Raw genomic sequence first — 25160 nt, 5'->3', positions numbered from 1 at the left:
CAGGTCACTCGGGTGACCTGTGGGTCTGACACGTCTCTGGCGCTCGGCGTCAGCGGACAGGTCGGGTCAGCTCGACATGACCCGCGCGTGCAGGGCCTGCACCGCGTAGCGGGCGGACCAGAAGGCGCCGTGCTGCCACGCGGACACCTCCGACATCCAGTCGCCCGCGAAGTACACGTTGCCCGCCCCCTGCTGCAGCAGCCGGAAGCCTGCCGAGGAGGTGTTCGGGTAGGCCCACGCACCCTCGATGTACGGCACCTTGTGCCAGGCGATGGAGAACGAGCTCTCCAGCTCGCTGCGGTACTTCTCGCCGTGGATCTTGACGCCCTGCTCGACGGCGCGCAGCTCGCGCTGCTTCGGGGTCAGGTCGGCGTACGTGCGGGCGTTGGTGCCGGTGTTGTAGTAGCCCACGACCAGCCCCTTGCGCTCGCCGTACCCGTACGACGGGTACCAGACGTGGGCCAGGTCCATGTCGGTCTCGGTGATCCCGCCGAAGATCCGGTGGTCGTCCTCCCAGAACCGTGACCGGTACTGCAGACCGATCTTGCCCGCGGGGGAGCCCACGGCGAACTCGCCGAGCGCCGCGTCGATCTCCGTGCCCCAGTTGGTGTCCCACCGCCGCATGAGGCCCGCCGGCGCGGCGACGACAGCGAAGTCCGCCTCGATCTGACGCGCCCTGCCGTTGCGGGGCGTGTACGTGACCTTGACCCCGCGGCTGGTGTTCTCGACCCCGGTGACGGGCGACTCGAACTGCACGTTGTGGGAGCCGATGGCCCGCACCAGGTACTGGTAGGTCGTGTCCATGCCGCCCTTGGGCTGGAACATCAGCATCGACTGTTCCCAGTTGATCTCGAACGGGAAGTACTGGCCCACCTTCGAGGCCAGCACCTCGGAGACGGTGCCCGGTCCCGGCAGGGGGGTGCCGTGCTCGTTCCAGGCCGACGGATAGACGTCGAAGCCGCGGTTGCTCCCGCCGCTGTAGGTGCCGTCGGACTTGAGCGAGCCCCAGCTTCGCAGGAAGGAGCGCAGGTTGTCCTTGTCCGCGGCGGTCAGCTTCTGGTCGAGGGCGCCCTGGTCGGTGGCGTGGTGGAGCAGCTCCGAGGTGTAGCCGAAGACGTCCGCCTTGGCGGTGCGGTACCGCACGGGGTTGCCCGGCGTCGCGCCGGACCGCTCGTTGTAGAGGTAGGCGTCGGCGTTCGCGTTGGTGAACACCTCGTACGGCACACCCAGCTCGCGGATGTAGTCCATGGTGACCATCCACTGGGCGATGCGGCCCGCGCCGGCGTTCATGTAGATGCCGTCGGGGAACCGCGCGGTCTGCCGCACACCGTTGATGTCGGTCTCGCTGTCCCCGCCGCGTATCGTCAGGGTGCGCCCGCCGGGGCGGTGCCGTGCCTCGAGCACGGTCACCCGGTAGCCGGCCTTCTGCAGCTCGTAGGCGGTCGCGAGGCCGGCCGGGCCGGCCCCGACCACGACGACCTTCTTGGCGGAGCGGCCGGTCAGCGTGAAGTCGCCGCCCCGCGGGGGGACCCAGGACTCGGCCCTGGGCTGGGCGGCCGCGGTGGGGGCCAGCCCCATCGCGCCCATCGTCGCGAACATGACGCCGGCGCTGGACCCCGCGCCGACGGCCTGCAGGAAGTTGCGGCGGGAGACGCCGGAGGTGCTCTTCTCGGTGACCACGGTCCCTACCCCTCGTGTCGACAGGCCTGACGGGCGGCGTGCCCTGGTGGGGGAGCCAGGAACCGCCGTCAGCGCCGAGCCGGACGCTAGGGACCGCAGGTCACCGCTGCGAGTCCCCGTCGTTTCTGCGTAGTTGCGCGTGGTAACCATGTTGTTTCCGGGTTTCGCGGCAGGTCAGCGTCTGCGCAGGAACGATTCGAGCAGCGCGCCGAAGCCGTTCCCGATCCGACCCGAAGCGGACATCCCTCTGAAACTCCCCGTGGTTAGCGTCCGCGCCACCCGGTGCCGAACGACCGGGCCACCACGTCCGGGTGCTGCCGTCGCACCCGGTCCGGCCAGATGGAGGAGCACCATGAAGAACCGTGCCGCGCTGATCACCGCCGTCGTCCTCACCGCCGCGATTGCGGTCCCCGGGACCGCCTTCGCCGCGGCCCACGCCTTCCGCCCTGATCCCACGCGAGCCCATTCGTTCGTCACCGGGGACACCCCGCTCATCGCCGACGGCGTGGCCATCGGCAAGAACGTCTCCTGGTACAAGTCCTCCGGTCTCGGCCCGGCTGCCCGTAACACGACGCCCGGGGTGACTGCCGAGCAGAGGTACATCCCCACCGACGTCTTCCCCGGTGGTGAGCTGCCCGCCGGCGTCACGCTCACGGAGGCGCAGGGCATCAACGCCCTGATGCGGATCGGCGAGAACCTGGAGAAGGCCGGGCTGTCCTACGACGACGTCGTCTCGATGCGCGTGTTCCTGCAGAACCCGGCGGGTGCGGAGAAGATGGACTTCGCCGGGTGGAACCGGGCCTACCGCCAGTTCTTCGCCAACACGAACCTGGCCACCGGCGAGGTGCTCGACGTGCAGCTCGGGTCGTCGACGACCGAACCGATGGTCGTCAACGAGGCCCGGCCGTCGCGTTTCGCGCTGGAGGTCGAGAACCTTCCGGTGGACGGCTGGCTCGTCGAGGTCGAGGTCGACGCCGTGTACCCGCGCTGACCGGGGCTGCGCCCCGGTCCCCCCGGGGCGCGGCTGCCGGTTCTGCCGGTCAGTCGATCGTCGAGTGCTGCACCGGCCACGCGCCGGACGCGTCGGGCCCGGTCAGGCCCTGCTCGCGGCGCCACGCGTTGAAGCTCACCGCCCACTGGCGGTGCGCGCCGATCTGCTGCTGGTGCAGGTCGGCCAGGGGCATGCGGGCGAGCTGCGGGAACCGGCGGGCCAGCGCCTCCAGCACGTCGAGCGTGGCGAGCACGTCCACCTCGGCGGTGTGCAGGTCGCCGTCGGAGGTGACGCCGTACCACTCCGAGAGGTCGCCGAGGCGGCGCTTGCCCGCGCGGTACCGGTCCAGCCAGCGGTCGATGACCAGCGGGTCCACGACGGGCTCGACCGGGCGGCCCAGGCGCTGGGGCAGGGTCTTGAGCCCGTGGCGCTGGAGCTCGGCGTCGAGCAGCGAGAGGTCGAAGGCCGCGTTGTAGGCGACCACGGGGACGCCGTCGGCCAGGTGCCGGGCGAGCTCGGCGGCGATCTCCTCCAGCGCCTCCAGGGGTGCGACGCCGTGGGCACGCGCGTGCTCGGTGGAGATGCCGTGGATGGCCGCGGCCTCCTCCGGTATCTCCACGCCCGGGTCCATCAGCCAGGTGCGGACCTCCGTGCCCGCTCCGGGCGTGCGCAGCACGAGGGCTGCCGTGACGATGCGGTCGCCCGTGACGTCGACCCCTGTGGTCTCGGTGTCGAAGCCCAGCAGCGGCCTGTGGATCCAGGTCTCGTTCATGGTGTCCTCCCTGCTCGTCCGGGTTTCCCGGTGCGTCCAGGGAGAACCCTGCCACCGGTCACTGACACTGTGGTTCGTGCCACCCCGCACATCACGAGACACTGCGCGCCGGGTCAGCAGCGATGGGTAGGCTTGGCGGGTGAGCAACGAGATCGAGATCGGACGCGGCAAGCGTGGGCGGCGCGCCTATTCCTTCGACGACATCGCGGTGGTGCCGTCCCGGCGCACACGCGACCCGAAGGACGTCTCGGTCGGCTGGCAGATCGACGCGTACCACTTCGACCTGCCGATCGTCGCGGCCCCGATGGACTCGGTGATGACGCCGGACAGCGCGGTCGCGCTGGGCCGGTTCGGCGGTCTGGGCGTGCTCGACCTCGAGGGCCTGTGGACCCGGTACGAGTCGCCCGAGCCGCTGCTGGCCGAGATCGCCGAGCTGCCGGCCGACGAGGCGACGCACCGGATGCAGGCGATCTACTCGGAGCCGATCAAGCCGGAGCTGATCACCCAGCGCCTCAAGGAGATCCGGTCCGCGGGCGTCACGGTGGCCGGCGCGCTCACCCCGCAGCGCACGCAGGAGTTCTACAAGACGGTGGTCGACGCCGGTGTCGACCTGTTCGTCATCCGCGGCACCACGGTCTCGGCCGAGCACGTGTCGGGCAACGCCGAGCCGCTCAACCTCAAGCGGTTCATCTACGAGCTGGACGTGCCCGTCGTCGTCGGCGGGGCCTCGACGTACACCGCGGCGCTCCACCTCATGCGCACGGGCGCCGCGGGCGTGCTCGTCGGCTTCGGCGGCGGCGCCGCCCACACCACTCGCGTGAGCCTCGGCATCCACGCGCCCATGGCCACCTCGGTGGCCGACGTCGCCGCGGCCCGCCGCGACTACCTCGACGAGTCGGGCGGCCGGTACGTGCACGTGATCGCCGACGGCGGCGTGGGGCACTCCGGCGACATCGTCAAGGCCGTGGCCTGCGGCGCGGACGCCGTCATGCTCGGCGCCGCGCTCGCACGGGCCGCCGAGGCGCCCGGGAAGGGCTTCCACTGGGGCCCCGAGGCGCACCACCCGCAGCTCCCGCGCGGCGAGCGCGTCGAGGTGGGCACGGTCGGCACGCTGGAGGAGATCCTCTTCGGGCCGGGCAAGCAGGCCGACGGCACCCTCAACCTCGTGGGTGCCCTGCGCCGGGCCATGGCCACGACCGGCTACTCCGACCTCAAGGAGTTCCAGCGGGTCGAGGTCGTCGTCTCCCCGTACCAGCCCCGGTGAGCGCCGTGCGGAGCGGCGAGCCGCTCTCCCCGGTCCTCGCCGCGGCGCCCGTGGCAGACGGCGAGTTCGTCGAGATCACCGACGCCGACGTCGACCAGGTGGTCGAGCTGTGGCGGGAGTGCGGGCTGACCCGGCCCTGGAACGACCCGCACCTGGACATCGCCGACGCCCGCGCGGGTGACGGTTCGACGGTCCTCGTCGCGCGCGTGGACGGCCGGGTGGCTGCGTCCGCGATGGCCGGGTACGACGGGCACCGCGGCTGGCTCTACTACGTGGCCGTCGCGCCCGGGCTGCAGGGCAGCGGGCTGGGCCGGGCGGCCGTCGTGGCCGCCGAGGCGTGGCTGGTGGCACGCGGGGCGCGCAAGATCCAGCTCATGGTGCGGACCACCAACACGGACGTGCTCGGGTTCTACGAGCGGCTCGGCTACGCCGACCAGGAGACCTCCGTGCTGGGCCGCTGGGTCGAGCCGAACTAGCCGCGACAGCGCGGTACGTGGCGAGATCGCAGCCGCTGCGACGAAACGCTATGAAAGTCAGTTTCACACATCTATCAATACGTGGTGCAGGGTTTTGCGCGTAGGGTGGCCGCCATGATCGACGACACAGCAGCCGACGCAGCCGCGAGTGGTGCCGTCGGCGGGGTGCTCGACCCTGAGCACCCGCAGGGAACCTTCGTCCTCGAGCCCGGAGTGATGGCGCCGCTCGTGGCGCGGATCGCGACGTCCGAGGCTTCCGGTACGCACCGCTCGATGTGCCCGTTCACGGGTGCTCCGCTCGTGACCTTTCCGATCTCCTCCGCCGACGACGTGGCCTCTTCCGTCGTCCGCGCGCGGGTGGCGCAGCGCGGCTGGGCGCGCCTCTCGGTGCGCGACCGTGCCGGGGTGCTCCTGCGGCTCGGCCGCATCGTCCTGGAGAGACAGTCCGAGGCGCTCGACCTGATCCAGCTCGAGACCGGCAAGTCGCGGCGCGCCGCCTTCGAGGAGATCGCGGACATCGCGCAGGTCGCCCGGCACTACGCCGTGCGCGGCGAGCGCTACCTCGCGTCCCGTCGGACCGGGGGCATGGTCCCGCTGCTCACGGGCGTGCAGGTGCACCGCCGGCCGGTCGGCGTCGTCGGCGCCATCGCACCCTGGAACTACCCGCTCGTGCTCGCGCTCTCGGAGGCGCTGCCCGCGCTCCTGGCCGGCAACGCCGTGGTGCTCAAGCCGGACCCGCAGACCACGCTCACCGCCCTGTGGGCGGCCGAGGCCCTGGACGACGCCGGCCTGCCGGCGGGCCTGTTCCAGGTGGTCGCCGGCGGCCCCGAGGTGGGCGAGGCGCTGGTCGAGCACGTGGATCACGTCGCGTTCACCGGGTCGACCGCGACGGGCCGCAAGGTCGCGGCGCGGGCCGGCGAGCGGCTCATCGGGGCCACGCTGGAGCTCGGCGGCAAGAACGCGCTCTACGTGGCGGAGGACGTCGACGTCGACGCGGTGGTGCCCGGCATCGTTCGGGCCTGCTTCTCGAACGCGGGCCAGCTGTGCGTGTCCGTCGAACGTCTGGTGGTGCACGAGGCGATCGCCGACGAGTTCGTCGCGAAGTTCGTGCGCGCGGTGCGGAACCTGCGGCTCAGCCCGGCCCTCGACTACTCGGCCGACATCGGCTCGCTGACCTCCGCCGCGCAGCTCGACAAGGTGACGGCGCACGTGGACGACGCGCTGGCCCGGGGCGCCCGGGTGCTCGCCGGCGGGGTGCACCGCGCCGACGTCGGCCCGTACTTCTACGCGCCGACCGTGCTCGACGACGTACCGGCGCAGGCCGTGGTGGCACGCGAGGAGACGTTCGGGCCCGTCGTCACGATCACGCGGGTCGACTGCGACGAGGACGCCGTCACCGTCATCAACGACACCGAGTACGGGCTGCACGCCGCCGTCTGGTCCCGGGACGTAGCCCGGGCGCGCCGGGTGGCCGCGCGGATCGAGACCGGCTCGGTCGCGATCAACGACGGCTACACGATGACCTGGGGCTCGGTCTCCGCGCCGCTCGGCGGCTGGAAGGCCTCCGGGCTCGGCGGGCGGCACGGGGCGGCGTCGATCACCGGGCTGACGCGCCAGCAGACCGTGGTGACGTCGCGTGGCGCCCGCATCGGCGCCACGCTCGACAACCTCTACGGCCTGGGCGGGGACACCCCGAGCCGGGTGCTCACCACGGCGCTGGGGGTCATGCGCAAGCTGCGCATGTCCTGAGGGCTTGGCGTTCCGCACGGCCGGGGCGAAGGCCGTACGGTCGTCGAAGGAGTGAACGGTCGTCACCGGGGCGAGTACGCTCACCCGCATGACGACGCAGCTCCACGCCTTCTGGAAGTCCGCCAACTCGCTGCCGGTGATCGGCGGGCTGCTCGGGAAGCGGATCTTCAGCGTGGCCTACAGCTTCAAGGCCCCCTACTTCGGGACCATCGCCCCGCGCGTGGTCGACATGCGGCCGAACTACGGCGAGGTGGTCGTGCCGAACCGGTGGCGCAACCGCAACCACATCGGCACGGTGCACGCGATCGCCGTCTGCAACGGGCTGGAGATGGCCATGGGCTCCCTCGCGGAGGCCACCGTGCCCGACGACAAGCGGTGGCTGCCCAAGGGCATGGAGGTGTCCTACCTCGCCAAGTCGACCGGCGACGTCACGTGCGTGGCCGAGACCGACCAGGCGCAGTGGGACGGCGACGACAAGGACCTGCCCGTGCGCGTGCGCGGCGTGCTCGCGGACGGGACCGTGGTGGTCGAGGGCACGATCCACCTGTGGGTCACCCCGAAGAAGAAGTGACCCGTTCGCCAGGAACCGTCAGCGGAGGCGGCGTCGGCCCAGCGAGCGGACCGCCGCCTTCCAGCTCGCCGGCAGCTCGCGCACGTGCCACCAGGCCCACTGCACCGGCTGCACGCTGGCGGCGCTGACGCCGACACCCACGGCGTCCAGCCCGGCCTCCACGCAGGAGTAGAGCGTGCGGCGCAGGTGGTAGTCCTGCGTGACGACGACGGCGGTGCGTACCCCGTACAGGTCGTGCGCCCGGCGGCAGGTGGCCGTGGTGTTGAAGCCCTCGCGGTCCAGCACGATCGCGTCGTCGGGCACGCCGAGGTCGTTGTCCAGGAGCCAGGCGCGCATCGAGGCGGGCTCGTCGTACCGGGTGCCGTCCGCGTTGTCGTGGGCGTCGCCGCTCAGGATCACCGTGGGCGCGACGCCCGCGCGGTACAGCTCGGCACCGCCCTCGACCCGGCGGCGCAGGTAGGTCGACGGCGTGCCGTCGCTGCGGAGCCCGGCCCCGAGCACGATGACGGCGTCGGCCTTCTCGATCTCGCTCGCGTCGCTGCGCACGCGGGCGTGCCCCGTGGCCTGAACTGCGACGACGGGGACGGTGAAGGCAACGGCGAGCACGCCCGCGACGATCGCGGAGACCTTGAGGGGAGTCACGTCGGGGAACGCTACCGTCTCCGGGCCGGTACCCGGCTCACGCCGCGAGGGTCGCCAGCTCGGCCGTCAGGTTGGAGCGTGCCGCGTCCTGCCAGCGCGTGGTGCCCGGGGCGGTGCGGAAGAGCGGGCCGCCCGCCAGCAGGGTGCGGAGCACCTCGGACCGGCCGGCGCGGAACAGGGGGTCGGGCACGTCGCAGTACTCGGCGCGGACCTGGTGGGCGTACCGCGTGTAGACGGTCGGGCTGCCGCCCAGCACGGCGAGGTCGGCGTCGCTGACCAGGCCGCCGATGACGTCGTCGTCGGCCGGGGCGTGGTCGGCGGTCACCATGACCAGGCGGGCGGTCTCGTCGATGTCCGCGCTGGTGACGCCGGCGCCGGCGAGCGGGCCGAGCAGCTCGGCGACGAGCTCGGCGGACCGCTCCTCGTCCTGCTGCGCCACGCCGTCGTGCACGGCATCGTGGAACCAGAGGGCGAGGCGAGCGCGCCAGAGGCTTCGGTCGGCGACGCGGCTCTCGGCCGCGACGACGTCGAGCGCGTCCAGGGCCGCGGCCAGGTGGAACGTCGTGTGGTAGACCCGGTGCGGCTCGCGCCAGCGGTCGACCAGGTCCGTGCCGGCGTCGCGGGCCAGGCTCGGGTCGGCCCACAGCCCGTCCCACCGGCTCAGGAGCGCCGCCCGCTTGGAGCGGTTCCGCTCGGCGCCGGAGACGCGCAGGCCAGATTCGGCCAGGCGTCGGGCCAGCTCCTTGCCCCCGATCGGCACCGCACCCGCAGCGACCAGGTCGTCGTACCGCTCGGCGGGGATGTCGTAGTGGTCGAGGTCGAGCGCGCGGTCGGGCACGCCCGCCGCCCGGGCGAAGAGCCGGAGCTCGTGCAGCGACCCGTCCGAGACCAGGTGGGAGAAGAGCGTCCCGTGCGCGGGCCAGGCCGGCGGGTCGATGAAGAGGGTCACGGGGTGAGGCTAGCGCTCCTGGGAGGGGTGGGCGGTCATCGTCATCCCGCAGGCGCGCGAGCACTGGTTCGTCGAGAAGCTGCCGGTAGGCGGCCTGTCGGTGATGAAGCCGTAGCTCGACGACGCGGTCGACGATGCCGGCGGCGTCCGCCGCGCCCTACTCGCTCGGCCGCTCCACCTGCTGCGACGTCGCGCGGTGCTCCCGTACCGCCTGGGTGACCTGCGCGATGTCATCCTTGGTCGGCTGGCGGAACGCCCCGCCCGCCGCCACGTACTCGTCGCCGTGCTTCTCCAGGTGTGCCGCGAACACCGGGCACACCGGGACGACGACGATGTTCCTGCGGATGCTGTCGGCGAGGGCCTCGCGCACCAGGATGCCCGCGAGGCCGCGCCCGCCGTACGCGTCGTCGACCTCGGTGTGGAAGAAGATCCGGTCGTGGCCGACGCCGCCGTCGTCGCCCACGCCTTCACCCACGGCACCGCCGTCGAGCGGGTCCACGAAGTCGGCCCGCCCCACCGCGGCCCCGCCGTCGACATGGACGGCGTACGCGCCGATCGGGCGACCCGTGTTCAGCGTGACGCTGACGGACTCGCCGGTCCTGTCCTTCATGAGGCCTCCAGAACGGTCGTGGGCGCGGGCGTCCCGGTCAGCGTACGCAGTTCGTCGAGGCCTACGTTCGCGCCGAACGCCGGGGTACCCGGCTCGAGCCGGGCGCCCGCTCCGAGGTCACCGATCACGAGCGGGTCGAACCCGAGCGCGTCGATTACCTCGGCAACGACGGAGAGGTCGTCGGGGGAGTCGCCGGCCAGGGCGATGGCCTTGCGCCCGACGGCGTCCGCGGGGCGGGAGCCGTCCTCGAGGTCGTGATAGCCCATGTGGTTGAAGGCCTTCACGACCCGCGCGCCGGGCAGCAGCCGCGCCACGAACTCGCTCGACGAGAGGTCACGCGGGACGATCTCCTCGCGCGGGCCGTCGACCTCCCACCAGTGGTTCATCGCGTCGACGACGAGCCGGCCCGCGAGGTCCGCGACCGGGAGCCCGTCGTGCTTGCCGAGGGGGAGCGCGAGGACGACGACGTCGGCGGACGCGGCCTCGGCGGGCCACACCGCCGACGCCCCGGGGGTGAGCACCTCGGTGGTCAGCGCGATCCGCTCGGGATCGCCCGACCCCGAGATCAGCACGCGGTAACCGGCGGCTACGGCCAGCCGCGCGAGGACGGTGCCGACCTTGCCGGCCCCGAGGATTCCGATGGTCGTCCCGGCGTTCAAAGCGCCGCCCCGGCGGTGCTGGGCTGCTCTGCCAGCAGCTCCCGGACCCGCGGGATCACCTGGGTGCCGTAGAGCTCGACCGAGCGCAGCCGCGCGTCGGCCGACACCGAGCCGGCCGAGGAGTAGATCATGTCGAACCGGCCGACATCCAGGACGCGGATCGCTCGCGCCATCTTGCGCGCGACCGTGTCGACCGACCCGACGTACAGCGAGCCCTGCTCCACGTCGGCCTCGAACTCGTCCCGGCGCAGGGGCGGCCAGCCGCGCAGCGCGCCGATCCGGTCGCGGATCTCCCGGTACCCGGGGTAGTACAGCTCCTTCGCCTCCTCGTCCGTGGCGGCGACAAAGCCCGGCGAGTGCATGCCGACGGGCTGCGGCGTGGTGCCCAGCTTCTCGTGCGCCCGCCGATAGAGCTCCACGTACTGTGCGAACCGGTCGGGCGGCCCGCCGATGATCGCGAGCATGAGACCGAAACCGTAGTAGGCGGTGCGGAGCACCGACTGCGGCGTCCCGCCCACGCCGACCCAGGTCTTGAGCCGCCCGGACTCGGTCTTCGGGAAGACGTCGGCCTCCTGCAGCGACGCGCGCATCGTGCCCTCCCACGTGACCGGCTTCTCGTCGAGGAGGTGGCTGAAGAGGTCGATCTTCTCCTCGAACAGCGTGTCGTAGTCCTTCAGGTCGTAGCCGAACAGGGGGAACGACTCGGTGAAGGAACCGCGGCCCAGGATCACCTCGGCGCGCCCGTTCGAGAGTGCGTCGACGGTCGCGAACCGCTGGAAGACCCGGACCGGGTCGTCCGACGACAGCACGGTCACGCCCGACGCGAGCTTGACGCGCTCGGTCGCCGTCGCGATGCCGGCGAGGACCGTCTCCGGGCTGGAGATCGCGTACTCGGGGCGGTGGTGCTCGCCCAGTGCGATGACGTCGATGCCCACCTGGTCCGCCAGGACCGCCTCGGCGACGACGGCGCGGATCGCCTCCGCGTGCGAGACGACATCACCGTGCTCGTCGCGCGGCAGGTCGCCGAAGCTGTCGATACCGAACTCGATCTGCGAGACATCCACCATGACCAGCCCCTTCTGGGTGCTCATTTGATTGACACGTGAATCATCTCGCCATATAGTTCACATGTCAATAACCCACGGAGGAGGGGCGATGGCGACGTCGAAGCGCCGGAGCATGCCTACGCGACGTGAGCTCGCGATCTGGCGGGGATACATCGAGACCTACGACATCCTCCGCAACCGGCTCGAGGCGCGCCTGCACCAGGACTCGGAGCTCTCCAACGGCGACTACCGGGTGCTGCTGGCGCTCAGCGAGGCGGAGGACCACACGCTCCGCTCGTCCACGCTGGCCGCGCACATCGAGTGGGAGCGCAGCCGGCTCTCCGGCCACCTGGGGCGGATGGAGAAGCGCGGGCTGGTGCGCCGCGAGCCGTGCGCCGAGGATGCCCGCGGGTCGCAGGTCGTGCTCACCGACGAGGGTGAGCGCGCGTTCCGCACGAGCACCGTGCCGCACCTGCAGGCGATCAAGGAGACCTTCCTCGACGCGTTCACCGACGAGCAGCTCGACGTCCTGGGCGAGGCCACCGCTGCGCTGCGCGCGCACCTCGGCCTTCCCCCGATCGCCACCGACGGGAAGAGTCCGGCGCCGAGGACGCCGACGTCCGCGCCCCCACCGGTCGTGCCTTCACCGGCCGCGACCTAGCCCGCCGCGACCAGCGCAGCCGCCTGCCGCGCGATCGCCAGCTCCTCGTTGGTCGGCACCACCATCACCAACGGCGCCTCCGCGCCGGACCCGGCCGAGATCACCCGCGCCTCGCCCGACGCCGCCTCGTTGGCGGCCGGGTCGATCGTCAGCCCCAGGAACTTCAGCTCCCGCACCACGCCCGAGCGGATCGTGTGATCGTTCTCGCCGACGCCCGCGGTGAACGTCAGCACGTCGATCCCGCCGAGCACCGCCGCGTACGCGCCCACGTACTTGCGGAGCCGGTGCAGGTAGACGTCGCGGGCGAGGCGCGCGTCGGCGTCACCGGCGGCGACGAGCTTGCGCAGCTCGCGCATGTCACTGACGCCGGACAGGCCGAGCACGCCGGACTTCTTGTTGAGCAGGGTGTCGACGTCGCTCCCGGACATCCCGCCCCGCATGAGGTGGAACACGACGCCGGGGTCGATGTCGCCCGACCGGGTGCCCATGACAAGGCCCTCCAGCGGCGTCAGGCCCATCGAGGTGTCTAGGGGCCGCCCGTCCAGGATCGCCGACGCCGACGCGCCGTTGCCCAGGTGCAGCACCACCTGCCGCAGCGTCTCCGGGCCGCGCCCCTCGGCGTCGAGCTTCGCGACGACGGCGGGGTGCGCGGCCACCGCCGTCGACACGAACTGGTGCGACGTGCCGTGGAAGCCGTACCGGCGCACGCCGTGCTCGGCGGCGACCTTGCGGTCCAGCGCGTACGCCGAGGCGGCGGCCGGCAGCGAGGCGAAGAACGCGGTGTCGAACACCGCGACGTGCGGCACGTGCAGCAGCTCCCGCGCCACCTCGATGCCGGTCACGTTGGCCGGGTTGTGCAGCGGGGCGAGGGGGATCAGCGCGCGGATCGCCTCGACGGCGTCGTCGTCGAGCAGGGCCGGGGCCGAGAAGACGTCGCCACCGTGCACCACCCGGTGCCCGACGGCGACGATGCCTGCCTCCGCGAGCGACGGCCCCACCTCGTCGAACATGCCCTTGACGACGCGCAGCGCCTCGCCGTGGTCGGGCACGTCGAGGTCGCGCACGACCCTCTCGCCGCCCGTCTCGTGCTTGACCGTGCCCGAGGACTGGCCTATCCGGTCGACGATGCCGCCGGCGACCGCCTCGCCCGAGTCAGGGTCGACGAGCTGGTACTTCAGCGACGAGGAACCGGAGTTGAGGACGAGGACGGTGCTCATGCGGACTCCTTGGTCAGCGCCTGGATCGCCGTGATCGCCACGGTGTTCACGATGTCCTGCACCAGCGCCCCGCGCGACAGGTCGTTGACCGGCTTGTTCAGGCCCTGCAGCACCGGCCCGACGGCGACGGCGCCCGCCGAGCGCTGCACCGCCTTGTACGTGTTGTTGCCCGTGTTCAGGTCGGGGAAGACGAACACGGTCGCGCGCCCGGCGACGTCGGACCCGGGGAGCTTGGACGCCGCGACCGAGGCGTCCACGGCGGCGTCGTACTGGATGGGGCCCTCGACGTCGAGCTCGGGCGTGCGCTCCCGCACCAGCCCCGTGGCGGTGCGCACCTTGTCGACGTCGGCGCCCGTGCCGGACTCGCCCGTGGAGTAGGAGAGCATCGCGATGCGCGGCTCCACGCCGAACTGGCGGGCGGTGGCCGCGGAGGAGACGGCGATGTCGGCGAGCTCCTCCGACGTCGGGTCGGGGATGACGGCGCAGTCGCCGTACACGAGCACCCGGTCCTCCAGGCACATGAGGAACACCGACGAGACCGACGACGTGCCGGGCTTGGTCTTGATGATCTCGAACGACGGCCGGATGGTGTGCGCCGTCGAGTGGGCCGCGCCCGACACCATGCCGTCGGCGAGGCCCAGGTGCACCATCATCGTGCCGAAGTAGGACACGTCGGTGACGATCTCTCGCGCCCGCTCGACCGTCATGCCCTTGTGGGCGCGCAGCCGCGCGTACTCGGCGGCGAACTTCTCGACGTGCTCGGGGTCGTGCGGCGACAGGACGCGCGCGGCCTCGATGTCCAGGCCCAGCTCGGCGGCGCGGGCGCGGATCGGCTCCTCGGCGCCCAGGATCGTCAGGTCCGCGATCTGCCGGGCCAGCACGGTCGAGGCGGCGCGCAGGATGCGGTCGTCGCCGCCCTCCGGGAGCACGATGTGCCGCCGGTCGGCGCGGGCCCGCTCGATGAGCTGGTACTCGAACATGAGCGGCGTGACCACCTCCGGCCGCGGCAGGTCCAGGCGTGCGGCCAGCGCGGCGGAGTCGACGTTGCGCTCGAACAGGGCGCGCGCCGTCTCGACCTTGCGCACCGAGTTCTTGTCCACGCGCCCGCGCGTGGTCGCCGCCGCGCGGGCCGTGCGGTAGGTGCCCAGGTCCGTGGTGATGATCGGCAGCTTGGGGCGCATGGCCTCCAGGAGCTGCGCCGGGCGGCCCTGCGGGTAGAACCCGCCGTTCAGGATGATGCCGGCCAGCGACGGGAACGACGGCGTCATGTGCGTCGCGAGCAGCCCGATCAGCAGGTCGGTGCGGTCGCCCGGGGTGATCACGACGGCGCCGTCGATCAGCCGCTCCAAGAGGTGCTCGAAGCTCATGGCCCCGACCTGCACGTCGAGGGCCTCGCGGCCGAGCAGCTCGGGGTCGCCCAGCACGAGCGTGCCGTCCACGGCCTCCAGGAGCTGGCTCACGGTCGGGGCCTGCAGGAACGGCTCCTCGGGGATGGTCCACACGGGCAGGTCGGGCTGGGCCTCGGCCAGCACGGTCCGGATCTCCCGTGCGCTGTGGGTGTCCGAGCGGTTCACCACCAGGCCGATCGCCTGCGCGTGGTGCGCCGCCAGCTCGGCGAGGCTCACGTCGGCCAGGGCCCGCACGCCCTCGGGGGTGCGCTCGCGGCCCGAGACGACGAGCAGCACCGGCGCGCCCAGGTTCGCGGCGATGCGCGCGTTGAACGAGAGCTCGGTGGGCCCGGCGACGTCGGTGTAGTCGGTGCCGAGGATCACCACCGAGTCGCAGCGCGCGGCGAGGTCGTGGAACCGGGACACGATGCGGCTCAGCGCGTCCTCGGGGTCGGTGTGCAGGTCGGCGTAGGTGACGCCGACGGCGTCGTCGTACGAGATGTCGACGCCGTCGTGCTCCAGGAGGAGCTCCAGCACATGGTCGCGCTCGCCGCTCGAGTCCTCGGCCTCGGTCGCGCGCGAGACGGGCCGGAAGACCCCGACCCGCTGGCCCTTGCGGACCAGCAGGTCGAGCACGCCGAGCGCGACCGTCGACTTTCCGCTCTCGCCCTCCGGGCTCGCGATGACGATGCTGCGGGTTGCGCCGGTCACGTGTCGCTCCGTGTTCACTTCGTGGGATTTGCTGCTACTCGTTGTCTCCACCAGTGCCGAGCGTAGCGTCAACCTGACCGGCGTCGGACTGGTCCTGGGCGTCGGGCCACACCCAGTCGCGCACCTCGGGGAGGTCGTCGCCGTGCTCCCGGGTCCAGGCACGCGCACGGAGCCGCGCGTCCTGCATGCGCTGGCGCAGCCCGGCCTGGGCGCTGCCGAGCTGCGGCACCCGGTCGATGACATCGATCACAAGGTGGTACCGGTCCAGGTCGTTCAGCATGACCATGTCGAACGGCGTCGTCGTCGTGCCCTCCTCCTTGTACCCGCGCACGTGCCAGTTCACGTGGCCCGTGCGCCGGTAGGTGAGGCGGTGGATGAGCCACGGGTAGCCGTGGTACGCGAAGACGACGGGCCGGCCCGCCGTGAACAGGCCGTCGAACTCGGAGTCGGTGAGACCGTGCGGGTGCTCCTTGGCGTCCTGCAGCCGCATGAGGTCCACGACGTTGACCACACGCACCTTGAGGTCCGGCAGCTCGCGGCGCAGGATGTCGGCCGCGGCAAGCACCTCCAGCGTGGGCACGTCGCCCGCGCAGCCCAGGACGACGTCGGGCTGCTCGCCCGCCACCTCCGTGCCCGCCCACTCCCAGATGCCGAGGCCGCGCGTGCAGTGCTCGATCGCGGTGGGCATGTCCAGGAAGTTCGGCGCCGGCTGCTTGCCCGACACCACCACGTTGACGTACTGGCGGCTGCGCAGGCAGTGGTCGTAGGTGGACAGCAGGGTGTTGGCGTCCGGCGGGAGGTACACCCGCACGATCTCGGCCTTCTTGTTCACCACGTGGTCGATGAACCCGGGGTCCTGGTGGCTGAACCCGTTGTGGTCCTGGCGCCAGACGTGGCTGGACAGCAGGTAGTTCAGGGACGCGATGGGCCGCCGCCACGGGATGTGGTTGGTGACCTTGAGCCACTTGGCGTGCTGGTTGAACATCGAGTCGACGATGTGGATGAACGCCTCGTAGCTGGTCAGCAGCCCGTGCCGGCCGGTCAGGAGGTAGCCCTCCAGCCAGCCCTGCACCTGGTGCTCGCTCAGCATCTCCATGACCCGGCCGGCGCGGGCCATGTGCTCGTCCACCTCTGGCCCGATGTACTCGGCGTTCCACTGCTTGTCCGTCACCTCGTACACGGCCTGCAGGCGGTTCGACGCCGTCTCGTCCGGCCCGAAGATGCGGAAGTTGTCGGGGTTGAGCCGGATCACGTCGGTGAGCCACTGGCCCAGCACGCGCGGCGCCTCCGACGTCGACCCGCCGGGGACCGGGACGTCCACCGCGTAGTCGCGGAAGTCCGGCAGGCGCAGGTCCTTGAGCAGCAGCCCGCCGTTCGCGTGCGGGTTGGCGCTCATCCGCAGCGCGCCCTCCGGCGCGAGCGCGGTGATCTCGGGCAGCACGCGGCCGTCGGCGTCGAACAGCTCCTCCGGCCGGTAGGACCGCAGCCAGTTCTCCAGGACCTTCAGGTGCTCCTGGGTGTCCCGCGCGTTCGCGAGCGGCACCTGGTGCGCGCGCCACGACCCCGTGGTCTTCTTGCCGTCGATCTCCGCCGGGCCGCTCCACCCCTTGGGCGTGCGGAACACGATCATGGGCCACATCGGGCGGCTGAGGTCGCCCTGCGCCGCCCGGGCCTTGATCGCCGCGATCTCGTCGAGCACCTCGTCGAGCAGCGCCGCGAACCGGCGGTGCGTGTCGAGCGGCGCCTCGTTCTCGTCGTACCCGCCGTCGAAGAAGTACGGCTTGTGGCCGTAGCCGACCATGAGGTCGTTCAGCTCCCGGTGCGAGATGCGCGCCAGGACGGTCGGGTTGGCGATCTTGTAGCCGTTGAGGTGCAGGATCGGCAGGACGACGCCGTCCTGGGCCGGGTTGACGAACTTGTTCGAGTGCCAGGAGGTGGCCAGCGGGCCGGTCTCGGCCTCGCCGTCGCCCACCACGGCCGCGACGAGCAGATCGGGGTTGTCGAAGACCGCGCCGTAGGCGTGGCTCAGGGCGTAGCCGAGCTCACCGCCCTCGTGGATCGACCCCGGCGTCTCGGGCGCGACGTGGCTCGGGATGCCGCCCGGGAAGGAGAACTGCCGGAACAGGCGCCGGACCCCCTCCGTGTCCTCCGTGATGTCGCTGTAGACCTCGGAGTACGTGCCGTCCAGGTACGCGGAGGCGACCAGCCCCGGGCCGCCGTGGCCGGGGCCCGTGACGTAGACCGTCTGCTGCTCACGCTCCTTGATGGCGCGGTTCAGGTGCGCGTACAGGAAGTTCAGCCCCGGTGTGGTGCCCCAGTGGCCCAGCAGGCGCGGCTTCACGTGGTCCGCGGTCAGGGGCTCACGCAGGAGCGGGTTGTCCAGGAGGTAGATCTGGCCCACCGAGAGGAAGTTGGCGGCCCGCCACCAGGCGTCGATGCGCTCCAGGTCGGCGGGGGCCAGCTCGGCGACACCGGAGGTGCGCCATCCGGTGGCGGGGGAGTCGGGGACTGTGGTCGTCGTCATCGCTCACGCTCCTGCTGGGGTTACGTGTGGATCCGTGCCGGTCTGCTGCCCGTTCATTCGAACGCACAACCGCCATACACGCGAGACGACCGCCCGGCCCGGTGATCTGTGACGCGTCCGACAGAACGTCCCGGTGACCTGTGCCGCTGACCCGCCGACGGCGGCTACCGTTGAGGCTATGCCCGTCAGTGCCCCCAGCACATCCCCCTCGAAGGTGATCGACGTCGAACCCGTCACCGAGCGCCGTACCTTTCTCCAGGTGGCCCGGCAGCCCCGGATGATCGGGCTGCTGCTCGTGTTCGTGCTGGCGGCGTTCGTGTGCGGCCGGCTGGGCGCCTGGCAGCTCGACCGCGCCTACGAGCGGGCGGAGCTGGCCGCGCAGCAGGAGGCGGCCGAGGCCGCCGCCGCGGGCCCGGCCTGGCTGGGCGACGTGCTCACGCCGCAGGAGACCTTTCCCGGCGAGCTTGTCGGGCGTGAGGTCCGGGTGGCCGGCGAGTACGAGCCGTCCGGCACGCTGCTCGTCCCGGGCCGGGTGCTGGAGGGCCGGGTCGGCTACCTCGTCCTGACCCCCTTCCGCGTGTCCGACGACGGCACTGACGGCGCGTCCTGGGCCGACCTGTCCGGCGCGCCGGTGCTCGCGCTCGTCCAGGGCTGGGTGGCCGCGCCCGCCGACGCCGCGGCGCTGGCCCTGCCGGAGGGGGAGGTCACGGTGACGGGCTGGCTGCAGGCGGGCGAGTCGACGTCGGGCAGCGCCGCCGTCCAGGACGGGCAGACCGAGCAGATCGCCCTGAGCGCCCTGGTCAACGAGTGGGGCGGGCCCATCTACACCGGGTACGCCGTTCTGACGTCGGGTCCGGGGTCGCCCGAGGAGGGCGGGGTCGCCGCCCTGCCGCGCCCCACGATCGACGGCGGCTCGGGCGCCAACCTGCAGAACATCTTCTACGCGCTGCAGTGGTGGCTGTTCGGCGGGTTCGCCGTGCTGCTGTGGGTGCGCCTCGTGCGCGACGAGATGGCCGGCGGACGCCGCGGCGGCGCGCCGACCGACGCCGACACGGGCATCGCGGGGCTGCCCGCGGCGTGAGCCGCACCCTCACCTTCGAGGCCCGGGTTTCTTCGCTTTCAGACCCCTGAAAGCGAAGAAATCCGGGGCCTCAAACGTGAGGAGCGTCAGCCGTTCAGGGCCGCCAGCATCCGCTGCGCCGCCTTCTCGACGAGCGGGCGCGGCATGCCCGCGTTGAACCGCACGAAGCCGCGGCCGGCGTCGCCGCACTCGGCGCCGTCGACCAGGACGACGCCCGCGTGCTCCTGGAACCAGGCGGCGGCGCTCGCGGGCGCGCCGGGCAGGTCGAGGCCCCGACAGTCCAGCCAGGTCAGGTACGTGCCCTCGGGCGCGCGGTAGCCGATGCCGCTCCCGTCGAGCAGCTCGCCCAGCCGCGTGACGTTGCCGCGCAGGTAGCCGAGCACGTCGTCCAGCCAGTCGCGGCCCTCGGTGTAGGCGACCTGGTTGGCCAGGATGCCGAGGGTGGACGCGCCCTCCTCGACGCGCTCGCCGACCTCGTCCCAGAGCCGCACGTCGGCGTCGTTGGACAGGACGAGCTGCGCGCACTTGAGGCCCGGCAGGTTCCACGCCTTCGACGCGGACGTGGCGGTCACGGTGTGGCCCGCCGTCGTCTCGTTCAGTGACGCGTACGGGACGTGCCGGCGGCCGGGGTGGACCAGCGGGGCGTGGATCTCGTCGGCGAAGACGCGGCCGCCGTGCCGGTCGACGACCTCGGCCACGGCCAGCATCTCGGCGGGTTCGAGCACCCGGCCGATCGGGTTGTGCGGGTTGCACAGGATCATGAGGTGCGCGCCCGCGGCGAACGCGGCGTCCAGCGCGTCGAGGTCGTAGGAGTACCGGCCGTCGGCGTCCCGCGCCATCGGCACCTGGATCACCTTGCGGCCCAGCTCGCCGGGCAGGGTGTGGAACGGCATGTACGACGGCGTGGGCACGATCACCGGCGACCCGGGCCGGCTGAAGTGCGCCACCGTCTGCTCCAGCGCGGTGAGCACGTCGGAGACCGGCCGCACCCGCGCCGGGTCCACGGTCCAGGAGTAGCGGTCGGCGGCGAAGCCCGCGTACGCCTCGGACATGCCCGTCACGAGGGCCGGCGGGAGGTAGCCGAGCAGGCTGCGGTCCACGGCGTCGTGCAGCGCGGCGGCGATCGGCGGGGCGGTCGGGAAGTCCATCTCCGCGACCCAGGCCCCGATCGTGCCGGGAAAGGCCGTCCACTTGAGGCTGCCGTTCGCGCGGAGGCGGTCGGCGGTGAGGGCGTCGAAGGGGTGGGCGTTCACGTTCGCATTGAACCAGGTGCGGCGCGGGCGCCGTCCGGGTGCCCGGAGGCCGAACGGGGGCGGCGCAGCGACCAGTGCTTAGCGACCAGTGCTTGGGGCCCTGCGGTCAGTGCGTGAGCGTCAGCTCGGCCTCGACGAACCCGTCGTCCTCCACCGTGACGAAGCCCAGGTCGGGGGCCTCGACGCCGTAGTCCGCGAACGTGACGGGCACGGTCGCGGCGAGCTCGGCGACGACGTCGCCGCCGTCGTCCGCCAGCCGGATCTCCAGGTCCGCGGTGACCTCCTGGGCGACGCCCTTGATGGTCATCGTGCCGGGCGCGTCCACGGAGACGGTCTCGCCGTCGGCCACCGCCGTGATGTCCACGGGGTCCGTGAGCTCGAAGGTCGCCGTGGGGTAGGTGCGGGTGTCGAGGATGCCCTGGAATTGGCTGTCCCGGGCGGACTCGTCGGTGGTGATGCTCGCGAGGTCGACCTCGACGGCCGCGGCGGTGAGCTCGCCGTCGGTCACGGTGCCGGAGCCCGCCACCTGCCCGGTGCGGCCGACGACGGTGACGTCCTGGCCGGACAGCACCTCGTCCACGCGGTAGCCGGCCTCGGAGCCGTCGGCCACGGTCCAGTCGCCGTCGAGGTCGGCGGGGTCCGCCGTCGCAGCGGGCGCGGACGAGCCGACGGCGGGCGCGGGCACGTCGTCGCCCGTCTGCATCGCCGCGTAGATGCGCGTGGCGAGGAACCCGAGGCCCAGCACGACGACGAGCACTCCGAGCACGATGACGATCTTCCGGCCCATGGCTCTACGCTCCCACGCGGTCAGGAGAGGTAGCGCGCCTCGAGCGTGGCGAGCTTCGCCTCGGCCTCGGCGTGGACCTTCTTCTCCAGCACGAACGACATCACCGGGATCACGCCCGCGATCACCATGGTGACCAGGCGGCCGAAGCCCCAGCGCATCTTGGACCACAGGTCGGCGACCGTGACCAGGTACACCACGTAGATCCAGCCGTGCGCGAACGGCACCCACGCGATGAACGGCATGACGCCGTCCACGTCGGTCAGCGCGCCGAGGCCGTACTTGATGCCCAGCTCGACGCAGAGGATCAGCAGCATGACACCGGTGACCAGAGCCATGAAGCGGTAGCGGGACATCGCGCCGCGGGCCTTGCGGATCGCGGTGGCCGCCGCCTCGGCGGAGATCTCGGGAGTGGTCTGAGGGGTGCTCACAACCAATGAGGATATGCCGTCCGCGGGGGTGCCATCCGCACCCTGTGGATAAAGCGTGGATTAATGTCAGTGGTGCTCCGTACGGTGGTTGTCGTGCGCCCCCTCCCCTTTGCCGATCCCGGCACCCCGCCGCTGCGCGGTCCGCTCACCCTGCTCCTGTGGCTCGCCAGGAAGCAGCTCCGTGTGCTGCTCGTGGCGATCTTCTTCGGCGTGCTCTCGTTCACCTGCAGCGCCTTCCAGCCGTTCCTGCTGGGCCGCATCATCGACAGCGCCTCCGCGTCCGGGCTCGACCGCACCACGTGGACGTGGGCGGCCGTCATGATGGGCGTCGGCATCGTCTGGATCGCCTCGAACGCGATCGGCCACCGGTGGGACATCACCGCGTGGATGCACGCCGCGTTCCGTACGTCACAGCTCGTGACGCGCACCGTGGCCCGGTCGGGGCACAACATCACCAAGGAGCTGCCCACCGGTGAGGTGGTGTCCTCGGTCGCGAACGACACCATGCGCATCGGCGAGGTCTTCGGCATCGCGGCGCAGACCATCGGCAGCGTCGCCACCTACGGCATCGTGGTGGTGCTGATGCTGGACCAGTCGGTCACGCTGGGGCTCGTCATCGCGCTCGGCCTGCCGGTCGTGGCGGCGATCCTCGCCCTGCTGGTCAAGCCGCTCCAGAGGCACCAGAAGAACCAGCGCGACGCGCAGGGCCGGCTCACCACGCTCGGCGCGGACACCGTCTCCGGCCTGCGCATCCTGCGCGGCATCGGCGGCGAGAAGGTCTTCACCGGCCGCTACCAGGACCAGTCGCAGAAGGTCAGGCAGGCGGGCGTCGCGGTGGCCGGCACGCAGTCGATCCTCGACGCCCTGCAGGTCCTCCTGCCCGGGCTGTTCATCGCGCTGGTGGTCTACCTCGGTGCGGCGGAGGCCATCGCGGGGCGCATCTCCACGGGCCAGCTCGTCGCGTTCTACGGGTACGCGTCGTTCCTGTCCTGGCCGGTGCACCTGCTGGTGCAGTCGGTCAACGTGGTCACCAAGGCCCACGTCGCGGCGGGCAAGGTGGTCAAGGTGCTGCAGGTCGTGCCCGCCACCGGCGCTGCGGGGTCCACCGCAAAGATGCCGCCGGCCGGCGTGCCGCTGGTCGACGAGACCACGGGCGTCACGCTCCGGCCCGGCCGGGTCGTCGCGCTGGTCAGCGCGGACCCGGACGAGTCGGCGCAGGTCGCGGTCCGGATGGGCCGGTTCGACGACGACGCGGAGACCGCCACCCCGGTCATGCTCGGCGGCGTCCGGCTGGCCGACCTCGACAAGCAGGAGCTGCGCGAACGGATCGTCGTCGCGGACGCGACGCCGGCGCTGTTCTCCGGCCGCCTCGCGGGCGAGCTCGACGTGCGCGACTCCGCGAACGCCGAGGCGCTGCTGCGGGCCATGCACATCGCGGACGCGCACGACGTGCTGGAGTCGCTGCCCGACGGCATCGAGGGCGAGATCCCCGAGAAGGGGCGTTCGCTGTCCGGCGGTCAGCGGCAGCGGGTGGCGCTCGCGCGGGCGCTGCTCACCGACCCGGAGATCCTGGTGCTGATCGAACCCACCTCCGCGGTCGACGCCCACACCGAGGCGCGCATCGCGCAGCGGCTCACCCAGTGGCGGCAGGGCCGGACCACGCTGATCGTCACCGCGAGCCCGCTGGTGCTCGACCACGTGGACGACGTGATCTTCCTGGACGGCGGGAGCGTGGTCACCCACGGCTCCCACCGCGAGCTGCTCGACCTGCCCACCCATGTCGAGGGCGGGCGCGAGGCGGCCCGCTACCGGAAGGTGGTGGGCCGCTCGATCGACGACGACGACCTGGACGCCGAGCTCGACGAGCTGCTGGGCGGTACGAACGCAGGCACCACCAATGCAGGGGAAGGAGGCAAGGCATGAGCACGGGGAAGATCCTGCCGATCGCCGACGCCGCCGAGACCTGGCGGTACACGCGCACGCTGCTCGGCCGGCACCGCAGGCCGCTGATCATCATCACCGTGGCCAACACCGTGGCCGCGATCGCGGGCCTGGCCGGGCCGTTCGTGCTGGGCAGGCTGGTCGACGCCGTCACCGACGGCACCACCCTCGAGGTGGCACGCAACCTGGTGCTCGCCGCCGTCGCGGCCGTGGTGCTGCAGTCGCTGATCACCCGGTTCGCGCAGCGTCGCGCCATGGTCTTCGGCGAGACGGTGTTCGCCGACATGCGCGAGGAGTTCGTCGAGACCGTCACGGCCCTGCCGCTGTCCACGGTCGAGACCGCGGGGACCGGCGACCTCATCGCGCGCACCACCCGCGACGTCAGCCGCATCCAGAACGCCGTGCGCTTCGGCGTGCCGCGGCTGGTCATCGCCGTGGTGACGCTCGTGCTGACGTCGGCGGTCAGCCTCGTGGTCTCGCCCCTGGTCGCGATCGCGATGTTCGTCGGCGTGCCGGTGCTCGTCGCGGTCGCCCGCTGGTACCTCAAGCGGGCCGCACCGGCCTACCAGCGCGAGTCCGCGGCGTACGCGCTGCTCGACGGCACCGTCACCGAGTCCGTCGAGGGCGCGCGCACCATCGACGCGCTCAAGATCGGGCGCCGGCGCACCGCGCGCGGCGACGACGACCTGCGCGAGGCCTTCCAGGCCGAGCGCGGCACGCTCAACCTGCGGACCGTGCTGTTCCCGGGCGTGGACTTCGCGTTCATGGTCGCGCCGCTCGCGGTGCTCGTGTGGGGCGTCTTCCTGGCCTCCGAGAACGTGGTGACCATCGGCGTGGTGGCCACGATCGTCATGTACACCTACCAGCTCCAGGGGCCGGTCTGGGAGCTCATCTTCTGGCTGGACGAGATCCAGGTGGCCGCGACGTCCCTGTCCCGCATCATCGGTGTCCGGCTCGTGCCGGCGGACCGCACGGCGGGCGACGCCGAGCCCGACGACGAGGAGGTGCGCGGCACCGACGTGCGCTACGCCTACCGCGCGGGTACGGACGTGCTGCACGGCATCGACCTCGACCTGAAGGTGGGTGAGCGGCTGGCGATCGTGGGTCCGTCCGGCTCGGGCAAGTCGACGCTCGGCCGCATGCTCGCCGGCATCCACCCGCCCACGGGCGGCAGGGTCGAGGTCGGCGGCGTGCCGCTGGTCGACCTGCCGCTGGAGGACCTGCGCAAGCACGTCGCGCTCGTGACCCAGGAGCACCACGTGTTCGTGGGATCGCTCGCGGACAACCTGCGGCTGGCCAAGATCGAGGCCGACGACGCCGAGCTGATGGACGCGCTGCGCGCCGTCGACGCGCACGGCTGGGTGGAGGCGCTGGAGGACGGCCTCGCTACGGAGGTCGGCTCCGGCGGGTACAAGCTCACCCCGGCGCAGGCGCAGCAGATCGCGCTCGCGCGGCTCGTGCTGCTCGACCCGCACACGCTCGTGCTCGACGAGGCGACCTCCCTGCTGGACCCGCGCGCGGCCCGGCACCTGGAGCGTTCGCTCAACGCGGTGCTCGACGGGCGCACGGTCGTGGCGATCGCCCACCGCCTGCACACGGCGCACGACGCCGACCGCGTGGCGGTGCTCGACGGCGGCCGCATCACGGAGATCGGCCCGCACGACGAGCTGGTCGCCGCGGGCGGCGACTACGCCAAGCTCTGGCACAGCTGGCAGCACGAATAACCCGTTCCGTTGAGTGCTGGATATTCGCCCTTTCCT

General features: G+C 72.0%; 22 protein-coding genes. 9 read left to right on the top strand and 13 right to left on the bottom strand.

Going from position 1 to position 25160, the window contains the following annotated elements:
• Positions 1-66: 66 nt before the first annotated feature.
• A complete protein-coding gene (locus tag AB0I29_RS10830; protein ID WP_285101079.1) occupies positions 67-1680 on the bottom strand; it encodes an FAD-dependent oxidoreductase in 1614 nt (537 codons plus the stop codon).
• Between the two features lie 352 nt (positions 1681-2032).
• Here AB0I29_RS10830 and AB0I29_RS10825 point away from each other — a divergent pair, with 352 nt between their 5' ends.
• A complete protein-coding gene (locus tag AB0I29_RS10825; RefSeq protein ID WP_285101081.1) occupies positions 2033-2671 on the top strand; it encodes a Rid family hydrolase in 639 nt (212 codons plus the stop codon).
• A gap of 49 nt (positions 2672-2720) precedes the next feature.
• Here the strand turns inward: AB0I29_RS10825 and AB0I29_RS10820 are convergent, their stop codons facing one another.
• A complete protein-coding gene (locus tag AB0I29_RS10820; protein WP_285101082.1) occupies positions 2721-3443 on the bottom strand; it encodes an exonuclease domain-containing protein in 723 nt (240 codons plus the stop codon).
• 139 nt (positions 3444-3582) lie between these two features.
• Between AB0I29_RS10820 and AB0I29_RS10815 the strand changes: the two genes are divergently transcribed.
• The 4 genes from AB0I29_RS10815 to AB0I29_RS10800 all read left to right on the top strand — a co-directional run bounded on the left by AB0I29_RS10815 (position 3583) and on the right by AB0I29_RS10800 (position 7503).
• Entirely contained in the window at positions 3583-4707 is a 1125-nt protein-coding gene (locus tag AB0I29_RS10815; RefSeq protein ID WP_285101083.1) for a GuaB3 family IMP dehydrogenase-related protein, read from the top strand.
• Positions 4704-5183, top strand: a complete 480-nt coding sequence (locus AB0I29_RS10810; protein ID WP_285101085.1) for a GNAT family acetyltransferase — start codon at positions 4704-4706, stop codon at positions 5181-5183. The genes AB0I29_RS10815 and AB0I29_RS10810 overlap by 4 nt, the downstream gene beginning before the upstream one ends.
• A 114-nt stretch (positions 5184-5297) precedes the next feature.
• Entirely contained in the window at positions 5298-6932 is a 1635-nt protein-coding gene (locus AB0I29_RS10805) for a succinic semialdehyde dehydrogenase (RefSeq protein ID WP_285101086.1), read from the top strand.
• 88 nt (positions 6933-7020) lie between these two features.
• Positions 7021-7503: a hotdog fold domain-containing protein gene (locus AB0I29_RS10800; RefSeq protein ID WP_357481418.1), complete on the top strand. Its 483-nt coding sequence runs from the start codon at positions 7021-7023 to the stop codon at positions 7501-7503.
• Positions 7504-7521: 18 nt separating this feature from the next.
• Here the strand turns inward: AB0I29_RS10800 and AB0I29_RS10795 are convergent, their stop codons facing one another.
• From AB0I29_RS10795 to AB0I29_RS10775, 5 genes are all read right to left on the bottom strand, one after another.
• Complete coding sequence (locus AB0I29_RS10795; RefSeq protein WP_285101090.1) at positions 7522-8145, bottom strand: YdcF family protein; 624 nt, start codon at positions 8143-8145, stop codon at positions 7522-7524.
• A gap of 37 nt (positions 8146-8182) precedes the next feature.
• Positions 8183-9094: a DUF4031 domain-containing protein gene (locus AB0I29_RS10790; RefSeq protein WP_357481414.1), complete on the bottom strand. Its 912-nt coding sequence runs from the start codon at positions 9092-9094 to the stop codon at positions 8183-8185.
• A 157-nt stretch (positions 9095-9251) separates the two neighbouring features.
• Positions 9252-9704: a GNAT family N-acetyltransferase gene (locus tag AB0I29_RS10785; RefSeq protein WP_357481412.1), complete on the bottom strand. Its 453-nt coding sequence runs from the start codon at positions 9702-9704 to the stop codon at positions 9252-9254.
• A complete protein-coding gene (locus AB0I29_RS10780; protein WP_357481409.1) occupies positions 9701-10363 on the bottom strand; it encodes an NAD(P)-binding domain-containing protein in 663 nt (220 codons plus the stop codon). The genes AB0I29_RS10785 and AB0I29_RS10780 overlap by 4 nt, the downstream gene beginning before the upstream one ends.
• Positions 10360-11454: an LLM class flavin-dependent oxidoreductase gene (locus AB0I29_RS10775; RefSeq protein ID WP_357481406.1), complete on the bottom strand. Its 1095-nt coding sequence runs from the start codon at positions 11452-11454 to the stop codon at positions 10360-10362. The genes AB0I29_RS10780 and AB0I29_RS10775 overlap by 4 nt, the downstream gene beginning before the upstream one ends.
• 64 nt (positions 11455-11518) lie before the next feature.
• Between AB0I29_RS10775 and AB0I29_RS10770 the strand changes: the two genes are divergently transcribed.
• Positions 11519-12070, top strand: a complete 552-nt coding sequence (locus AB0I29_RS10770) for a MarR family transcriptional regulator (protein ID WP_357481403.1) — start codon at positions 11519-11521, stop codon at positions 12068-12070.
• Here AB0I29_RS10770 and AB0I29_RS10765 read toward each other — a convergent pair.
• Genes AB0I29_RS10765 through AB0I29_RS10755 form a run of 3 tightly spaced genes read right to left on the bottom strand, consistent with a single transcriptional unit; the run spans position 12067 to position 17910 of the window.
• The gene (locus AB0I29_RS10765) at positions 12067-13287 is read right to left on the bottom strand and encodes an acetate kinase (protein ID WP_357481400.1); all 1221 of its coding nucleotides are present in this window, start codon (positions 13285-13287) and stop codon (positions 12067-12069) included. The genes AB0I29_RS10770 and AB0I29_RS10765 overlap by 4 nt on opposite strands.
• Positions 13284-15386: a phosphate acetyltransferase gene (gene pta / locus AB0I29_RS10760; protein ID WP_357481397.1), complete on the bottom strand. Its 2103-nt coding sequence runs from the start codon at positions 15384-15386 to the stop codon at positions 13284-13286. Before pta ends, AB0I29_RS10765 begins: the two co-directional genes overlap by 4 nt.
• Before the next feature lie 34 nt (positions 15387-15420).
• Positions 15421-17910 (bottom strand): phosphoketolase family protein, encoded by a 2490-nt coding sequence (locus AB0I29_RS10755; protein WP_357481394.1) that lies wholly within the window; start codon positions 17908-17910, stop codon positions 15421-15423.
• Between the two features lie 178 nt (positions 17911-18088).
• Between AB0I29_RS10755 and AB0I29_RS10750 the strand changes: the two genes are divergently transcribed.
• Positions 18089-18991 carry an SURF1 family protein gene (locus AB0I29_RS10750; RefSeq protein ID WP_357481391.1) on the top strand — a complete coding sequence of 301 codons (903 nt, stop codon included), beginning with the start codon at positions 18089-18091 and terminating at the stop codon, positions 18989-18991.
• Positions 18992-19077: 86 nt separating this feature from the next.
• On the opposite strand, the gene AB0I29_RS10745 is transcribed toward AB0I29_RS10750, so the two are convergent.
• From AB0I29_RS10745 to AB0I29_RS10735, 3 genes are all read right to left on the bottom strand, one after another.
• On the bottom strand, positions 19078-20244 hold the full coding sequence (locus AB0I29_RS10745; RefSeq protein WP_357481388.1) for an aminotransferase class I/II-fold pyridoxal phosphate-dependent enzyme: 1167 nt from the start codon (positions 20242-20244) through the stop codon (positions 19078-19080).
• A gap of 106 nt (positions 20245-20350) precedes the next feature.
• Entirely contained in the window at positions 20351-21031 is a 681-nt protein-coding gene (locus AB0I29_RS10740) for a YceI family protein (RefSeq protein WP_357481384.1), read from the bottom strand.
• Between the two features lie 20 nt (positions 21032-21051).
• Positions 21052-21459 (bottom strand): DUF3817 domain-containing protein, encoded by a 408-nt coding sequence (locus AB0I29_RS10735; RefSeq protein WP_357481381.1) that lies wholly within the window; start codon positions 21457-21459, stop codon positions 21052-21054.
• 93 nt (positions 21460-21552) lie between these two features.
• On the opposite strand from AB0I29_RS10735, the gene AB0I29_RS10730 reads away from it, so the two are divergent.
• Both AB0I29_RS10730 and AB0I29_RS10725 read left to right on the top strand, forming a co-directional pair.
• A complete protein-coding gene (locus AB0I29_RS10730) occupies positions 21553-23382 on the top strand; it encodes an ABC transporter ATP-binding protein (RefSeq protein WP_357481379.1) in 1830 nt (609 codons plus the stop codon).
• Positions 23379-25124, top strand: a complete 1746-nt coding sequence (locus AB0I29_RS10725; RefSeq protein WP_357481376.1) for an ABC transporter ATP-binding protein — start codon at positions 23379-23381, stop codon at positions 25122-25124. Before AB0I29_RS10730 ends, AB0I29_RS10725 begins: the two co-directional genes overlap by 4 nt.
• The last annotated feature ends 36 nt before the right edge of the window (positions 25125-25160 follow it).

It is taken from the genome of Promicromonospora sp. NPDC050262 (genome assembly GCF_040655935.1).
Taxonomy (GTDB): Bacteria; Actinomycetota; Actinomycetes; order Actinomycetales; family Cellulomonadaceae; genus Promicromonospora.
This window is presented reverse-complemented; position numbering and strand designations above follow the sequence as displayed.

What these genes read in the sequence shown, in the direction of transcription:
- AB0I29_RS10825 (WP_285101081.1), top strand. Translation starts at nt 2,033, where the DNA reads ATGAAGAACCGTGCCGCGCTGATCACCGCCGTCGTCCTCACCGCCGCG.
- AB0I29_RS10820 (WP_285101082.1), bottom strand. Translation starts at nt 3,443, where the DNA reads ATGAACGAGACCTGGATCCACAGGCCGCTGCTGGGCTTCGACACCGAG.
- AB0I29_RS10805 (WP_285101086.1), top strand. Translation starts at nt 5,298, where the DNA reads ATGATCGACGACACAGCAGCCGACGCAGCCGCGAGTGGTGCCGTCGGC.
- AB0I29_RS10800 (WP_357481418.1), top strand. Translation starts at nt 7,021, where the DNA reads ATGACGACGCAGCTCCACGCCTTCTGGAAGTCCGCCAACTCGCTGCCG.
- AB0I29_RS10785 (WP_357481412.1), bottom strand. Translation starts at nt 9,704, where the DNA reads ATGAAGGACAGGACCGGCGAGTCCGTCAGCGTCACGCTGAACACGGGT.
- AB0I29_RS10775 (WP_357481406.1), bottom strand. Translation starts at nt 11,454, where the DNA reads ATGAGCACCCAGAAGGGGCTGGTCATGGTGGATGTCTCGCAGATCGAG.
- AB0I29_RS10770 (WP_357481403.1), top strand. Translation starts at nt 11,519, where the DNA reads ATGGCGACGTCGAAGCGCCGGAGCATGCCTACGCGACGTGAGCTCGCG.
- AB0I29_RS10765 (WP_357481400.1), bottom strand. Translation starts at nt 13,287, where the DNA reads ATGAGCACCGTCCTCGTCCTCAACTCCGGTTCCTCGTCGCTGAAGTAC.
- AB0I29_RS10755 (WP_357481394.1), bottom strand. Translation starts at nt 17,910, where the DNA reads ATGACGACGACCACAGTCCCCGACTCCCCCGCCACCGGATGGCGCACC.
- AB0I29_RS10750 (WP_357481391.1), top strand. Translation starts at nt 18,089, where the DNA reads ATGCCCGTCAGTGCCCCCAGCACATCCCCCTCGAAGGTGATCGACGTC.
- AB0I29_RS10740 (WP_357481384.1), bottom strand. Translation starts at nt 21,031, where the DNA reads ATGGGCCGGAAGATCGTCATCGTGCTCGGAGTGCTCGTCGTCGTGCTG.
- AB0I29_RS10725 (WP_357481376.1), top strand. Translation starts at nt 23,379, where the DNA reads ATGAGCACGGGGAAGATCCTGCCGATCGCCGACGCCGCCGAGACCTGG.